The organism is Paenibacillus sp. P4_A7 (assembly GCF_056402455.1).
The window spans coordinates 15,224-32,289 of the sequence record NZ_JBFUHJ010000007.1 but is presented as its reverse complement, the minus strand read 5'-3'; the positions used below and the strand labels follow the sequence as shown (position 1 = coordinate 32,289).

Annotated in this window: 10 protein-coding genes and 2 pseudogenes; 2 read left to right on the top strand and 10 right to left on the bottom strand. The window is 44.4% G+C overall.

The window, feature by feature from the left end:
- Nucleotides 1–84: 84 nt before the first annotated feature.
- The 4 genes and pseudogenes from AC1DWN_RS02200 to AC1DWN_RS02185 all read right to left on the bottom strand — a co-directional run.
- Nucleotides 85–828: a peptidoglycan DD-metalloendopeptidase family protein gene (locus AC1DWN_RS02200; RefSeq protein ID WP_477557314.1), complete on the bottom strand. Its 744-nt coding sequence runs from the start codon at nucleotides 826–828 to the stop codon at nucleotides 85–87.
- A 67-nt stretch (nucleotides 829–895) separates the two neighbouring features.
- Nucleotides 896–2,122, bottom strand: coding sequence for a stage II sporulation protein D (gene spoIID / locus AC1DWN_RS02195; RefSeq protein WP_477557313.1), 1,227 nt, complete (start codon nucleotides 2,120–2,122; stop codon nucleotides 896–898).
- A gap of 142 nt (nucleotides 2,123–2,264) precedes the next feature.
- Nucleotides 2,265–3,437, bottom strand: coding sequence for an ABC transporter permease (locus tag AC1DWN_RS02190; protein WP_477557312.1), 1,173 nt, complete (start codon nucleotides 3,435–3,437; stop codon nucleotides 2,265–2,267).
- Nucleotides 3,379–3,942 (bottom strand): annotated as a pseudogene (locus AC1DWN_RS02185) (ABC transporter ATP-binding protein); the annotation flags it as partial. The pseudogene AC1DWN_RS02185 and the gene AC1DWN_RS02190, both read right to left, overlap by 59 nt.
- Before the next feature lie 435 nt (nucleotides 3,943–4,377).
- Between AC1DWN_RS02185 and AC1DWN_RS02180 the strand changes: the two are divergent.
- Nucleotides 4,378–4,545 (top strand): annotated as a pseudogene (locus AC1DWN_RS02180) (transposase); the annotation flags it as partial.
- Nucleotides 4,546–4,581: 36 nt separating this feature from the next.
- Nucleotides 4,582–5,265 (top strand): hypothetical protein, encoded by a 684-nt coding sequence (locus AC1DWN_RS02175; protein WP_477557338.1) that lies wholly within the window; start codon nucleotides 4,582–4,584, stop codon nucleotides 5,263–5,265.
- Between the two features lie 870 nt (nucleotides 5,266–6,135).
- On the opposite strand, the gene murA is transcribed toward AC1DWN_RS02175, so the two are convergent.
- The 6 genes from murA to nuoL all read right to left on the bottom strand — a co-directional run bounded on the left by murA (nucleotide 6,136) and on the right by nuoL (nucleotide 17,066).
- Complete coding sequence (gene murA / locus AC1DWN_RS02170; RefSeq protein WP_477557311.1) at nucleotides 6,136–7,551, bottom strand: UDP-N-acetylglucosamine 1-carboxyvinyltransferase; 1,416 nt, start codon at nucleotides 7,549–7,551, stop codon at nucleotides 6,136–6,138.
- Between the two features lie 300 nt (nucleotides 7,552–7,851).
- Nucleotides 7,852–8,118 carry a DUF1146 family protein gene (locus AC1DWN_RS02165; protein ID WP_477557310.1) on the bottom strand — a complete coding sequence of 89 codons (267 nt, stop codon included), beginning with the start codon at nucleotides 8,116–8,118 and terminating at the stop codon, nucleotides 7,852–7,854.
- A gap of 58 nt (nucleotides 8,119–8,176) precedes the next feature.
- A complete protein-coding gene (locus tag AC1DWN_RS02160) occupies nucleotides 8,177–11,344 on the bottom strand; it encodes a S8 family peptidase (protein ID WP_477557309.1) in 3,168 nt (1,055 codons plus the stop codon).
- A gap of 659 nt (nucleotides 11,345–12,003) precedes the next feature.
- Nucleotides 12,004–13,563 (bottom strand): NADH-quinone oxidoreductase subunit N, encoded by a 1,560-nt coding sequence (locus AC1DWN_RS02155; RefSeq protein ID WP_477557308.1) that lies wholly within the window; start codon nucleotides 13,561–13,563, stop codon nucleotides 12,004–12,006.
- Nucleotides 13,564–13,566: 3 nt separating this feature from the next.
- Nucleotides 13,567–15,198, bottom strand: coding sequence for a complex I subunit 4 family protein (locus AC1DWN_RS02150; RefSeq protein WP_477557307.1), 1,632 nt, complete (start codon nucleotides 15,196–15,198; stop codon nucleotides 13,567–13,569).
- On the bottom strand, nucleotides 15,195–17,066 hold the full coding sequence (nuoL, locus tag AC1DWN_RS02145) for an NADH-quinone oxidoreductase subunit L (RefSeq protein WP_477557306.1): 1,872 nt from the start codon (nucleotides 17,064–17,066) through the stop codon (nucleotides 15,195–15,197). Before nuoL ends, AC1DWN_RS02150 begins: the two co-directional genes overlap by 4 nt.

Here is a 17,066-nt window from a genome sequence, read left to right as displayed (position 1 = left end):
ATAAAAACATAAAACAGGCAGGGGAATGTCCCCTGCCTGAGAGTCTAAAGAACTATTTTTCTAAATGGATATGTGTGTACGATCCTACTCCGTAATCAAAGAGCTTGGATTTACTGCCTTGCCTTTTTCGCGTGTTTCGTAATGAAGGTGGATGCCAAGATCGCGCTCGAGATCATTTCGACCAGCTTGTGCGATAATGGTACCTTGTTGCACTTCATCGCCTTTAGCAACTTTAATGTCCGTTACGCTTTGGTACACAGTCACTAGACCGTCATCAGCCGTAATTTCAATAACGTTGCCATTCGTTGCGTGCTTTTCCAAATGAGTTACCGTTCCAGACAACGCCGCCAATACATCAAATGTCTTACCGCTCGGCTCAACAAAGTCCAGACCCATATGCCCTGAGAATGTGTTGCCCACTTGTACCAAAGCTGCTTCGCGTTCAGCTTCACTTGCTGTTGCGTCATAGAAAGGTAGTTGTATCTTCAGAGCAGTTTCATCAAGTACTGGCCATTTCATTTGCTCTGCTCCTGCGACTGTCTCTTTGGACTCGCCTTTCTTCCCTGGTGTCTTCACATTTTCCTTTTGTGAAACTTCAGTTGGATCGGTCTTGGCTGTTGTTGGACTCGATTGATCCGCTCCCTGATAGATCCACATTAAGGTTACGATAATTGCTGCCGCTGCCATGAAGATCGCTGGTGAAACCCATCTCTTTGAAATGAGGTTCTTCCATCCACTGCTAGATTTGGCGGCAGACGTTTCTCCCAGAATGTTTTTGGGAGTTTCATCTGGCTTTTGTTTCGGTTTGTTTTGGTTTTGTTCATTCATCTTCTATCACCTCACTAGCCATTGTTACCAGATCTGCTAGGTTTATACGTGAGGTGAATAGTATTTTTTAAGAGTTTTTTTCATTTAGTATCTTCGAAGCTTTCTCTACCTTTGTACCGGAATAGTAGTAACGCACAATATCTTCTGCCTTATTCCCTTCCTGCGCCATTCCGTTTGCTCCCCATTGACTCATACCTACGCCATGTCCAAAGCCATATGTAGTAATGATAATATCATTCTTCTTTATCTTCCATGTGAACTGTGAGGATGCGAGATTAAGTCGCTCGCGCACTTCACGTCCACTGAAGCTTTTCCCATTAATTTTAATACTCTTAATCCGTTTTCCTTCTGTTCTATCGATCACTTTAATAGCAGGCTTCGCAGTTGCATGGTTCCCTGAAAAACCCATCTTACTATAAAATTCTTGCTTCGTCAGCTCTATCGTTTCTTTGTACCGAGGCGAAATTTCCGCATCCCATGGACTTGTCACACTTCGTAAATATGGAAGCTTGTGTTCCCAGTAATCTTCCGAATTTTCCGTATAGCCATTACTTGTGGAAAAAAAAGAAGCTTGTATCGGCTCATTCTCATACGTAATAATTAAACCCTTCGTTTCCGCTACAGCCCGCTTCAGCTTAGCCAAATTCACTTTCTTCGCCTCTCCCGACCACTTCCGATCTAGCTTAACAATGGGTATATATACCTGATGCTCGATCGTATCCGTAACGTCTCCCTGTTCAGCAGCAATACCGGTTGCATCCTTCAATGCAATTCTACGAACAATATACGTACGTGCTGCTATGGCTTGCGCCTTTAAAGCTTCTAGCTCAAACTCTATCGGCATTTCACCTGCTAGTACTCCCTGCACATAAACTTCAAGGGGGACCGTTTCGATTCGCTTATCCTTTGTCAGATAAACACGGACAAGTTGTTCATCTAGTGCATCACTTTCTTCTATAGTTCCATTTTTTATCGATGAACCCGTCTGTTTATTCGGCTTTTGAGGCAGGGCTGGTGTTCGCACTTTGTCGATACCTGTTTGTTCTACTCTTTCATTACTTCGCACAGCAGTATTGCCTTCTTTGCCGGTGACCAACGCATCTGCACCTATAACCAACCCTGCAGCAGCCTGTTGTACTCCCTCTTGGTTAGAAGCGATCTCCATTAAAGTTAATTTGGTAAACACAATTGTCGCACCTAACAATATGCCTATACCGAATAAGGACCACCAACGACTTGTCCCATATAAATAATGTCGAAGCCGTCCTGCCAATCTATCTATCCTTCGCCTCATGCTTACCCCTTCCCATCCTGGCCGGACGGCTGTAAGCACCTATCAGAAGAGCTAGTCTCGCCTCTCTTAATCCGGCCTTAATGGTTTATTCTATGAGGGATAATACTAGGCTAGAACTTGATAGGCTATATCAATATCATCATTAATCATGTCGTAGAGCATCTACCGGCTTAAGCCTTGCCGCTTTATTAGCTGGGAATATACCAAATACAACACCAACAGCAACTGAAAAAAGGAATGCTGCCAGAATCATATCCGTAGATACAGATGCTTGTGTATCCATTACTCTCCCAATTACAATGGAGGAGGCATAGCCGAGCAATATACCTAATATTCCGCCAAAACCACTAATAGTAATAGCCTCAACAAGAAATTGTAATAGTATGTCTCGACGCTTCGCACCAAGCGACTTTCGAATGCCAATCTCCCTAGTACGTTCTGTTACAGATACCAGCATAATATTCATAATGCCAATACCCCCAACAACCAATGAAATCGCAGCAACGCCAACTAACATCGTATTCATCGTCTCATTAACCGAATTAAGAGTCTCCATCGCATCCGCTTGATTAAATACGCGATAACTATTCGTATCGCCGCGGAACTTCTCTGTCAGTTGAACTTCAAGCAACGCCATCACTCTATCCATCAAGTCCATATCCGTCACCTGAATATAAACCGATCTTACACCTATACTCTTGAAGACACGCTGTGCAGTAGAGTGAGGTATAAGCACCTTCTCATCGTTAGAGCCTGTTAGTGAGTTCCCTTTCGCTTCCAACAACCCCACAACGGTAAACCGTAGGCCATTAATTAAAATAATTTTACCCAGTGGATCTTCTGTACCAAATAATTCGTCTGCTGTAGTAACACCTATAAGCGCCACCTTCTGCGAGTTAAGCTCATCCACTGGTGCGATGTAACGTCCAGTTTGAACACTAAAATCATTAACAAACTCATAATCAGACGTAATCCCCTCCACGGTAACGGTAGTACTCTCCTTCTCAAACTTCACTGAAGCTGAACTGCTAACGACCGGTGACACGCCTGCCACATTCGGAATGTCGGCAAATTCCATCGCCTCTTCTTTAGACAAGGTAGTATCCGTACCGCGTCCTGTAATTGTAACAGATAGCAAATTCGTTCCTAGCGACGCCACTTGATCCTCTACCTGCTTCGAAGACCCTTCACCCATGGCAACGAGCGCTATAACGGTGGCAACGCCAATCAATACGCCGAGCATAGAGAGCACCGTTCTAAGTTTGTTTGATGAGACGCTTTTGAAAGCCATCTTGAAGCCTTGCGTCAGCTTCATAGCCGTCACCCCCTTGCTCGCTAAGAACACCATCCCTCATTATTACTGTGCGTGAAGCGCGTTTCGCAACGTCCATATCATGTGTAATAAGAACAACCGTATGACCCTCTTGGTTCAACTTTTCTATTAGCCCCAGCACCTCTTGACCTGTTTTCGTATCGAGTGCACCAGTAGGTTCATCCGCCAGCAAAATAGGCGGATGCGTCGCCAGCGCACGAGCAATTGCCACCCTCTGCTGCTGACCTCCGGAAAGCTCGTTCGGCCTATGATGCATTCTCTCCTCCAGCCCGACCTGTCCCAGTGCTTTGACCGTCCGCTCTTTCCTCTCCTTAGTAGTTAGACCGCTATAAATCAGAGGCAGCTTAACATTTTCAAATGCAGTAAGTCTAGGTAGTAAGTGAAATCCTTGAAAAATAAATCCAATTTTTCGATTGCGTATTTCAGCAAGCTTATTGTCACTTCGTCCTTTAACCTCGATGCCATCGAGCATATAGCTGCCTTCAGTAGCACATGAACAAGCTTGTTCGCTCTCTCCTCCTTGGTTCATTACCCTACGAGTGTATCTCAGCTCAATTTCCAGGTACTAAACTAACTAAATTTCAAAGTACACCAAATACATCTGATACTTCTAATATTTTGATTTTGATACGTTTGAATACATCCCCGCTAATGACCACCAACCTACCATATCCCCTCGTTCTATCTAGGGTTCTGCCTCTTTTGCTCCACTATCCCATCTGCTCAGGAACAATAAATCAACAATGAAATTTATGATTTATACCTTAGAATTTACTTCAAAGCTTCAAAACTTCAAATAAAACTTCAAAAGCCTCTGAACATAGCATATTTTTTCCTGAAAAAGGTTGATTTCCGCTCCATTACTTGCTAAGATATAAATAAGAACACATGTTCTATTCCGTGTATTTAGGAGGCCTACAGTATGTTGAGCAGCATTTTACGTTTCAATCAACTTTACTCAAATAACATAGAATGCATTTCGCTCATGTACAAACTTAAATGGCCCGCCGGGTTCGTCTGTTTAGAGTGCTCTCACACTCTTTCTTATACCATTACTACTAGGAGACTCCCACTATACGAATGTCGCAATTGCAGGCATCAAACCTCATTGACAGCAGGAACTATTATGCATAAAAGTCGGACTCCTCTGCGAAAATGGCTCCTAACCATGTATATCATCTCTACTTGCGAGACCAGCATCAATGCCGTTAAACTAGCCGAACTAATCTGTGTCTCCTATAAAACCGCATGGACTATGCTCACCCAAATCCGTCGAGTCATATCCGATAGCGATCGCAGTGTTCTTCTTGCTGGGAATGTGGAAGCTAAGCTAGAAATATATATGAAACAACCACTACCAACCCTTGATCGCCTACTACGCGAGCGTGCTGTTATTATTGCGCGTACCATCGTACCTGCTGACTCTTCCTATTTCAAAATAAAACTCATTAAAAGTGAACAAGAACCCCGCTATAGACTATCCAAAATAGCAGAACGGGAATTTTCAACCTTGCATATTAACCCTACTAAACTTACTCACCTTGAAATAAACAGGAGACATATCAATCCCTACAACAGCGAAGCTTTATTACCTAAAATTGCAAAATCAGCATTCCAGTGGATGAATAATACGTTCCACGGGATCGGTCCTACTTACTCGCAATATTACTTGGATGAATTTTGTTTCCGTCTTAATAATTACAATGACCAAAATAGCAATTCATTTGAATATTTACTTCAGCTAGCACTTCTTACTTCACCATTAAAACAACCAGCAGATAACCCATTCTCTTTACGATTAGCGGTATAGTAGTCTTTTTCATAATGAGATATATTCATATGCGATACCCTTACTTTATTAAAAATACTAACTAGCGATATATCGATCGATACTTCGAAAAATCTCATACAAACTCACTCTCAGTTCCAATACGAGATAGGTTCCTTTACATTTTCCTTTCACTAGAAAAGAGAACCTAACAATATTTCACTAAGAACTATTTCATTAAGAACTATTTCACTAAGAACTCTATGAATGCTTGATTGTTATGAGCTGCATGAACGATATGAAAACAATTTACTGCGCTATTTGAACATCTAATGTGTTTCTCACGTTTTTTCCGTTTCCTGAGCTGATGGGATAGTGAAGCAAAGACGAAGATAAGCATTATGTTCAACAATTCAATGAAAAAGGCAAATCGGTGAGAAATATATTTCAGTGAAAATAAGTAAAATTCAAAAATGTCTAAGAAAGAAGAGTTTGAGTTACTAACCGGTGGGGGGGGGGAAGTAAGGGTTGGGTTGGGTTGGGTTGGGTTGGGTTGGGTTGGGTTGGGTTGGGTTGGGTTGGGTTGGGTTGGGTTGGGTTGGGTTGGGTTGGGTTGGGTTGGGTTGGGTTGGGTTGGGTTGGGTTGATTATTTCGGCAAAAAAAATAGTGAGATCAATCTCATTCCCCGTGAGACTGGAGCCTCATGGCGAGTGAGATTTTCCTCACTAACTTGATTCATAGATTAGCGATCATGTAGTTCATACGTTCATGTACATCGTTCAAGCATATCGTTCATGCAGTTCATAACAATCATGCATTCATGTCATTCATACATTCCATGACGTTCATAGCATGACGTTCATAGCGAACGTACATTTGTTATGAAGCAATGCGGGCGCTTGATTTGGTGATTAAGCCCAGGTGGGCTGAACTTTGAGCACGACTTCTTTTTCACGTTTGTATGATGCTGCTACTTCCCCGTCATTTCCATTTGATGAAGAGATGGGTACTACAACTGCCGATTTACTTACTGGCGTTGTATAGACAGCAGCTGCTGCTTCTGTGTTTTCTGCACCAACTCGGTAGATGTTGGCACCAAGCATGGCAAGCTTACCTGTAATATCAATGTAACCACGGTCAACGTGATGAAGTCCGGTTAATTCGGTTTCGCCCTCAGCTCGCAGTGCTGCACAAAGGAGCGCGGCGCCTGCACGTAGGTCAGTTGCACATACTTTCGCACCTGCTAACGGATATCCGCCGCTTACAATTGCTGTACGTCCATCAACCTTGATATGAGCATTCATTTTTTGAAACTCTTCAACATGCATGAAGCGATTTTCAAAAACTGTTTCTGTAATGACACTTGTTCCCTCAGATACGAGCAAGAGTGCCATCATTTGCGATTGCATATCTGTTGGAAAACCAGGATGCGGCAATGTTTTGACATCTACTGATTTCAAAACACCATTGGAACGAACACGAATACCGTTATCACTCTCTGTAATTTCTACGCCCATCTCCTGCAGCTTTGAGATAACTGGAGTCAAGTGGTCCGCAATTGCACCCTCGACGAACACATCTCCGCCTGTAATTGCAGCTGCAATCATGTAGGTGCCCGCTTCAACGCGGTCAGGAATGACATTATGAGCTGCGCCGAACATGCGTTCAACACCTTCAATACGGATCAAGCCAGTACCTGCGCCTCGAACCTTACCACCCATAGCATTGATATAATTAGCCAAATCAACAATTTCCGGTTCTTTGGCTGCATTTTCAATCGTAGTCGTCCCATCTGCTAAAGCAGCTGCCATCATAATATTTTCCGTGGCGCCAACACTTGCTACATCGAGGTAAATTTTAGCCCCTTTGAGTCCTTCTTTTGTGCTGGCTTCAATAAACCCATGACCAAGTGTGATTTCTGCACCCATGGCTTCAAAGCCTTTCAAATGCTGGTCAATCGGACGTGTACCAATGGCACATCCACCAGGCAAAGAAATTCTAACCTTACCTATACGTGCCAGAAGCGGTCCCATGACTAGAAAGGATGCTCTCATCTTACGAATTAGCTCATAAGGAGCTTCGAACGATGTAATATTTGATGCGGAAATTCGCATCGTCTCGTTGTTATAAGTTAATTGTGCGCCTAAAGAGGCTAACACCTTCTGAATCGTCATAACGTCATCGAGGAGGGGTACGTCACAGATGACGCTGTCTCCTTCTGTCGCTAACAATGAGGCCGCTAAAATGGGTAGTACTGCATTTTTCGCTCCGCTAACACGGACCGTTCCCTTCAAACGCTGGCCTCCGCGGACGATAATTTTGGTCATCTTATGGTTCCCTCCGCGCATTGCATTTTCTTTTACTTAATCGTGAATAATCTAGGTTCAGACAATTCACCTAAACTTCATCTTATCATTCATTTACATGAATCGACAAGTGTTAAATTGAATCCATATCCTGCCATCATAATAATATTCATTTATTTCCTTTTTTCGCCAATAAACTCCAGCTTTAGGGGTTTGAAGAGCTTCCCACGACGAAATTTGGTCTAGATATATACCTATTCGTAAGGAAAGTTCATTTTAGTACCGTCACGTATTACCCATTGTTGACATGTTTCGCTTTTGTTATTCGACAAAGCTTTTTAACATGACTGTATAACCCCAATATTCCAGTATAAACTTTGCAATCATATTTCCTAAAACGATCGCTATAACGACCCGCAACATACGAGCCTTGGGACTGCGAGGAAAGTGAAAAAAAGTTTCCCATTTCACTACTTGCAATAATGTCCAGACAAGAATTATGCTCAGCAATACAACAACTATTGAAAATAGCCCTGTGATAGCTGTAGTTGTTTGAACATTGTTATACAGCTCAGTATCTACGTCCATGAATCCACCTCTATTTTACACGATTAAATGTGACTAATAGCCTTGCTATTGTAACAAATTATTGAAGAAAGACTCTATGCAGCAATACCGTAAAATCGGCGCGGCTTGCTTTTGAGTTTGGTCTGTAGCTGTTGTTTTCTACGCCTTTAATTTTTTTGTTCAATTTCAAAGCGTTCAACATGGGTGCAGACCATTCTGTTTTGGATACATCAGTAAATGGATCAACCAAAGGTAACCGTGGTTTCACGCCGTCGGCAAGGCCGATAATGAATGCCATCTCTTCCCGTGTAATGAATTGATCAGGTTTAAATGTACCATCGTGGAATCCTTTAATCCACCCTTGCTGAGTAGCCTTAATGACTGCATCATATGCCCAGTGCTTTGCAGGTACATCTTTGAATGGTTTGGACAGGGGTATATTTTGCTGAATCGGCTTATACGCTTTTACAACCATCGCTACCGCTTCAGCACGTGTAATGGCTCGCGCTGGCTCAAATCGACTGCTGCCAATGCCATTTACAATTCCGCGATTTGTTAAGTCAATAATTTCGCTCACAGCCCAGTGATTATTAATATCTCGAAAACCAGCTACAATCTCCTCAGCATGTATTTTAAATCGGTAATATTGTTTGTCAAAAGGTTTATCTGCTATCAGTTTTATATAATACAAGCCCGGCTCCAAAAGTTTTTCAACTGTCTGAAGCTTACCTGTCGTTCCTGAGTTAGTTTTGGTATATAGCTGCAGACGTTTGTCATACATCTCAAGTTTGAAATCATTATTTGTTGGTACACCGCTTACTGACATGCTTACGATACTCGCGCTTGAAATCCGGTACTGAAACCAATCTATGTCTGTATCGTCTGCTATGACACCAATATATTCAGTTCCTGCTTTTGCCATAAATGCCGATGAAGCTTTGTTGTTTGGTTCATTCGGATCATCATATTTGGGCGTATACTCCATCAAAAGCTTATAGGTGCCGATAGTTGGGCTGGCTTCGGATGAAATTGCATTGTGAACACGAATATAATATTTGCCAGGTGTCACAGTTATGACTGGAGATTGCTCATTCTCTCCTTCACCCTCTTCGTCATAGAGCTGAAGTTGTTGCCCCGTCTTTTGAATAGCAAGACAAGGATCTATACGAGCGCTATCGGTACTTAGTGCCAAGTTTAGCTTCCCATTTTGTGTAAAAGTTACACTAAACCAATCACGATCAGCAGTTTGATGAAAATTTCCAGCAATCGTCTGGGAACGCGGCTGCACCGTAAAGGCTTCGGAAATTTTATCGTTTCTCTCATATTCATCTTGTTTGATTGTAAATGAAGATGTAAGCATGTAAGGTAAATTCACTTCAACACTTTTGTTAATAAGTTCTAGTTGTATAAGGTGCTGTCCTTTGGTGACATTAAAATCAATGGATCGACTGCTGAGCTTCGTATCTATTTTACTAATCAGCTTGCCATTCGTATATTGGGACATTCTCATGGGAGGGACTGCATTTCCATCACCCACTACCCCTTCATAGTAGATCGTTAGTGTTCCGTCATTAGACGTATCTATTTTGTACCAATCTTGATCCGATGTCCTTTGAAGAACAGCAGAAATATGTGTGCCTAACTGAAATCTTTTGGCTTCTGTACTTTTATTATTAGGCTCGAATCCATCTGACTTTAACGATGCACGAACCGCCTGATCAAGCTGAATAACGCCATACCCTGATGTGCTATCGATGCCAGTTGGGCCAATATCCTTAGCGGTTTGACGAAGAAGCTCACGGATTTGATTCGGCTTCATATTTTTATTGCGTGCCCAGACTAACGCTGCCGCCGCGGCAACTTGGGGTGCTGCCAAGGAGGTTCCTTCTTCCTTTTGATACAAACCGCCAATAGCTGTCGTGTATACATTCCAAGGTGCTACAAGGTCTAGCTCTGTACCCGGATTGGAACGAGGGTCCACCGTGTTATTGGATTTAACCCCACCAACTGCAAGTACGGTCGGGTATGCCGCTGGATATTTGACTGCCGCCTTCGCTCCTTGCAGCATGCCCTCGTTACCTGCTGCTGCAACGAGCAGTACGCCTTTACTTTCCGCATACTGAACAATATCGAGCATATACGGGGAGTAACGATGCAGACCTACAGATAAGACTACTATGCTGGCACCTTTGCGAACCGCATACAAAATCGCTTCGCCAAGCTCCTGCTCAGTTCCATCACCTCGACTGTCGAGTGCTTTGATTGGCATGATTTTAGCTTTCCAAAGGATGCCGGAAATACCCGCTCCATTGTTCCCAACTGCAGCTATTACACCAGCAACGCTAGTACCGTGGCCGTTATCATCGTCTGGCGATTTATTTGGGTCAACCAAATTAGCACCCGGCACAAGGTTCGCTTTGAGATCAGGATGATCAAGATCAACTCCTGTATCAATGATTGCTATGGTTAAAGCCGTTTGTTCTCGGACGGTTTCCCAGGCTTTTGGCGCTCCAATTTGCTTCAGGTAGGACTGCTTAGACAGCTGAGGATCATTGGGTGTCGACGTGGTTGCCAGTTGCTCGAGTTGCGCACCCTTCGCAGGAGATGCTTCGGGATCGGTTGCTTCCGCATCAGATGCGGATGTAGGTGTCTCGGTAGGCAATGCTAATATGTGCACCCCGTAATTCGGGTGCACATATTCAACCCCCGGCAAGCTTCGCAGCCGGAGCAGCCAAGCCTGTACGTCCGCATCCTCATCTGCGGGACGTATAACCTCTACCGCCGCCTCATTCTGGCGGCGGAGCACTTCAGTCCCGCGCAGCTCATGCGCATCCGCGGGATCACGCCATTTGAGCAGCCAGCTTTGCGGCTGCTCCTCAGCGGCGCCTATGGCGTTAGCGGCCCCCGCTAACGCGGCCGCAGGCGCCATAGGCGCCGCTGCTGTGCGAGCGAGCCCTGCGGGGGCTGTGCCCCCGAGGGCGACGCTCGCGATCAATAGCGCCAGCAGCGCGCGACGTAGGAGCTTGCGCGCCGCAGGCGCTATTGCTGACGCGCTTGTTGGCGCAGCCAAGCGCGGTAATCTTTTGATCCAAGCCGATGGCGGAGCCGGCTTGGAATGAAGCCGCTGCTCGGACATGCAGCGACGCTCATATGGTGCCCATTCTGCATCCAATGTAGGTGATGCATCATTTTCAGGCTTATGCTCCAAATCGTTTGCATAGAGTAATTGCTTTTGGTTTGTCATCATACTCTGCCTTTTTTAATCGTATTGGTCGTTTCAATTATTTTTTAGCTATCTTTTAGCTATATAATGTCTTCTATGTACTTCTTCAATTATTTCTTCAATGGTACCACTAACGGACATGAGAGACTCTATTTGTGATAAATATCTCTTATCTCTAATTAAAGTATTCTCTAGCTGTCAACATACGAGTTTCTCAACTGTCCACTTGCTTCTTTTAAAACTACTATCTAACTGTGATCACACATGCACTCATACTTTCCTCTTACTTCTGCTCACGTTAATATTGCTGCTATTTCATTCATTCTCATACGTTCTTTAACTTCTATTTAACATACTAACTAGCTTCTATTTTACGAGTTCTTTAACTTTTTTTATACACAATCACACTATTCTGTAACATTCTCTAATGGTAATTGCAAAGCTTCCTAGCTGTTATTACAAGTGTTATTTAACTGATATTACTAGTTCTCCTCTTCTCCCTTCTTTCCCTTGTCCGTTATAGACAAAGGTTCGAAAGTCCTACAATCTCTCTAGCTTATTTGTCTCCTTAAACAAAAAATAGTGAATTGAAACACATTCGCCATAAATCTGAAATGTATGGCGTCTGAGCTTCTATTCACTATCAATCCTAAAAAGGGGGACTACAAGTCACAACTTACTCACTACCCACTAGGTAACAGCATCAAATCAATTTGGAATGAAATGACGGTGTTGATCCATTGCACAATGGGTCCTGGGAATAAGCCTAAAGCGATGGTAGCTGTGACGCAAATCCAAATTACTGCGGCAGTTGGGCCGGTGACGCGAATATCAACTTCAACGCCGCCGCTCCTCATGAACATTTGACGTACGATGCCGAAGTAAAAATAATAGGAAATGACACTGCTAAGCACGATGATAGCGACGAGCCAATAAGCCTTTGCGCTAGCTGCACCGAGCAGGATGAATAGCTTCCCGAAAAATCCGCCCGACACCGGTAAGCCCGCCAACGATAAGACGAAAACGACCATAGCCGCAGCCGTCCATGGTGCACGGTAATACATGCCCGCGAAGCCCTTCAGCTCGTCATGACCCGCAGCTCGGCTAACTACTGTAAGGACGGCAAACGCTCCTATTGTCATAAATAAGTAGGCGATCAAATAATAAACAAATTCAGAAAAATTGTTGCTATGAACAGCTGTGATCGAAATACCAATCGGTACGAGCAAGTAACCTGCGTTTGCTACACCTGATAAAGCGAGCAGACGCTTCATATTTTTTTGTACCAAAGCAGCGGTTGTACCTACTAGCATCGCCGTGGCTGCCAGCACGAGCAGCGTGAAAAACAGATCATCCGATACGCTTGAATCCTCATTCGTGGTAGAAAACAACGCCATACTGTACATCAATCTAAATAATACAGCTAACGCAGCCCCTTTAGAAATAACTGCCAAAAATGCCGATACCGGTGATGGTGCACCTTGGTAAACGTCTGGTGCCCAAGCGTGAAATGGTGCTGCTGCAATTTTGATGCCAAACCCCGCCAACATAAAGAAGAAGCCAACATAGACAAGTGCTTTAAAATCAACCAATGCCCCTGGCAAAGCAAGTGCAATTTCAGCAAGATCGACTGCTCCGGTTACACCGTATAAATAGGACATTCCGAAAAGCACGAGCGCCGAGGAGATCCCCCCCGTCACCAAATATTTAAATGCCGCTTCCGCGGACTGAGACGATTTTCGCCTCATCCCGACAAGCACATAGCTAGTGATACTCAGCAGTTCCAGCCCAATATACAAGGTAATCAAATTGCCTGAGGAGGACATGATCATCGCCCCAATGACCGCCGGCAGAAGTAAATAGAAATATTCTGCTCTGTCTGTAATGGCATGGTCATCCCTTGCTGAACCTAACCCCATTAATACGACAAGCGCCGTCCCTGTCAAAAATACAATTTTCAGCACGCTGCCAAAATCATCGATTCGATAACTATTTCCAAGCAGCTGGATCACTTCTGCGGCCGCACCCGCTTCATTCATATCCAGCATCCGCCAAATGACCAGCCCCATCGCGATCATCAGACCCGCTAATGCCGACCAGCCAATAAACAATCTGTTTAACCGATTTGGAAGCAGCAAATCAAGTACTACAAGAAGCAAAAACACTACAGCAAGCGAGAACTCAGGGGCCAGATAAAGCATATCCGTCCATGTCATTGGTACAAAAGAAACTCCTTCATGCATGGTTTATCCCCCCGCCCTTGTTGCAAGTAATGGATCGAACAGAGCGCCGATACTAAATTGTACCGTATCCGTCAGTATGGATGGATAACAGCCTAGTAGTATAATGAACGCAAGCAGTATAATCATAGGCACTGCTTCAATAAGACGTGCATCCTTAAGTGCGGTAAACTTTTCCGACTGCGGACCGAACGTTATTTTGAGCACACTTCGCAGCACATAAACCGCCGTCAAAATAACACCAAGAACAGCTGCCACAGTCATCCATCTCATCGATTCAAATAGACCAAGCAGCGACAGAAACTCACCTACAAAACCGGACAATCCAGGCAAACCAAGCGAAGCCAAGCCCGCGGTGAGCAAAATACCGCTCATAAACGGCATGGAACGCGCCAAGCCACCTAACTCAGACAGCTCTGTCGTACCAGTCCTTTCGTAAATACTGCCAACCACCAAAAATAAAAGAGCAGATATAAGTCCATGTGATACTAGCTGGAAAACCGCGCCTTGCAATCCAATTTCATTGAAAGCTGCTAATCCGACCAGCACGATTCCCATATGACTAATGGACGAATAAGCTAGTACAAGCTTGAACTCCTGCTGCCTAAAGGCAAGCACTGCACCATACAAAATATTAATCACACCAAGCGTGGCGAGCACAACCGCCCACTCTCGCGCTTGCTCTGGGAATAGCATAAACCCAAATCGCAGCAGCCCGTAAGCTCCCATTTTGAGCAGCACGCCTGAATGTATCATGACGATAGAGGGCGGAGCCTCCGTATGAACCTTGAGCATCCACGTATGGAACGGAAAAATGGGCAGCTTAATACCAAAGGCAACGAGCAGCATAATGAATAAGACCCACTGCATCGTATCGGTCATATGAAAGGGATTCATCATGCCAAGCTGCTCTGGAATCATGTTCACCCAAGCATTAGGGTCCGTCATATTCCGTGCAATATCCGTATAGCTGCCACTATAAATAAGCTGCGCTTGATCCAGTGTCTGTTCGATACGAAACCCTGCCGTATTCACAAGCAGCACAAAAGCGACAAGCATAATGGCTGATCCAATTCCGTTGTAGATTAGAAACTGATTGGCGGCACGCTCGCGGTTAAAGTAACCCCATATGCCAATTAAGAAATACATCGCAATCAATGTCATTTCGAAGAAAACAAAAAATAAAAATAAGTCACGGGCGAGAAACACACCTAGCATGCCAGTCTCCAGCAATAGAAACCATACATAAAAAGATTTCCAACGTTTCTTCACATGTACGGCGGCCAGTGCAGCCATCGCAGTGACAACCGCAGTCAAGAGCAAGAGTGGAAGCGATAAACCATCTACACCCAGGGAGTATTGCAATGAAAATATAAATTCAGACACACCATTTTGAAAATCCTTGTTCAAAGGTATCTGTGCCCAGTTCAGCGTCTCATCGTATACCGATCCACTTTGATGCTTGTCGTAGTCTACGAATAACCATAAAGACAATGCCAGTGGGATGAGTGTGGTTATAATAACCGTGGTCTTCATCCAGTTGCTCCGATGCTTGGGAAGAAGCAGCACAACGATCAGTCCCAGCAAAGGCGATAACAATATAAATGATAAAATAGGAATATCACTCAGGATGCTCATAATAAGAACCTCCTAAAGGCTATTGCAAGTATGATAATAACTAACCCAATAATAGCTGTCACACTATACGTTTGTACCTGACCATTTTGTAAACGTGTGCTTAATTTCCCCGCCGAGTTAGCTGCTGCACCAGTAAAACGAACGATGCCTCCGATAACATACTCATCTATTAAAAGGAGTACCGACCCGAGAGACTTTAATGGTTTTACAACAACGACATTGTATATTTCATCCACGTAATAACCGCGTTCCAGCAGCCTAACCAGCCAATGCGTTTGTCCACCCTCACGGTTACTCATAACGATTTCCTTGCCATATACTCGCCAGCCTACATAGATACCGAGCAAGCCAACCACAATCGAGGTGATTATGACAACCCCGTTGCTATGCGCTGTCTGCTGCTCTCCTGTCAACCATGATCCGAACCAGCCATTCCAAGGTGTCTCAATAAATCCGGCAACAGCAGCTAGTACCGCAAGCACGATCAGCGGTATAGTCATTACTGCTGGTGATTCCTTAGCATTTCCCGTTGCAGCCTGCGTCTTGCCCATGAACACGAGAATAAAGAGTCGCGACATATAAAGAGCTGTACAGAACGCCGCTGCGAGCCCAACAACGAACAATAACGGGTTCGTCTCAAGCGCAGCCGTAAGTATGACATCCTTCGACCAGAAGCCCGAAAACGGAGGAATACCGGATAACGCCAATGCGCCAATAGCAAAGGTCCATGTGGTTACGCGCATCTTAGAGCTCAATCCACCCATTTCATTAATGTTTTGTGTATGTACCGCGTGAATAATGCTGCCTGCGGCTAGAAAAAGCAGCGCTTTAAAGAACGCATGGGTGAACAGGTGAAATATACCACCCGTCAATGAACCAAGCCCAAGCGCCATCATCATATAGCCTAACTGGCTGACCGTTGAATAGGCCAAAATACGTTTTAAATCACTTTGAGCTAATGCTATAGTGGCTCCAAATATGGCTGTAAATCCGCCCACATAGGCGACGGTTTCCATAGCTGCTGCCGAATCTTGAAAAATATCAAATGTCCGAGCAATGAGAAATACCCCTGCCGCTACCATCGTAGCCGCGTGAATAAGCGCACTGATCGGTGTAGGTCCCTCCATCGCGTCAGGCAGCCAGACATGCAGCGGAAATTGTCCCGATTTGCCCACAGCACCAAGGAAAATGAGCAAGGCGATCAACGTTGTAATACCTGTCGTAATCGCACCGGACTGCCCATCGAACACACTTTGAATCGTTGTAAAATCGAGCGCGTGATCTGGCATATACCAGAACAGCAGCATAATACCTAGCAATAAACCGGCATCGCCGATTCGCGTTACGATAAACGCTTTTTTGGCCGCAGCTCGTGCTTTCGGCAGCGTATACCAAAACCCGATTAGCAGAAACGAGCACACACCGACTAACTCCCAAAAGATATAGAGAGATAATAAGTTGTCAGAAAGCACGAGTCCCAACATGGAAAAAGTGAATAGTGCTACATATCCGTAGAAAACCGTAATACGTTCATCCTTCTTCATATAACCGGCAGAATACACGTTTACAAGGAAGCTGACTATCGTTACAATTACCAGCATCAGAGAGGTAAGCGGGGTGATTTCAAACCCAATACGCAGAGTATAGTCTCCGATGACAATCCAATTAAAGGCATAATTATAATCGACGGAATTAACGCCAAGTCGATCAATAAATAGGAGCAACGATAGTACAAGAGCAGCTAATGAGCCAAGAGAGCCTATTATTACTCCAGCTCTTCGGTAGCTGCGACCGATCGCAAGTAATATGAGGAACGCTGCGAGCGGGAACAGCGGGATTAACCAAGCCGCTTGAGAGTACTTTTCCAT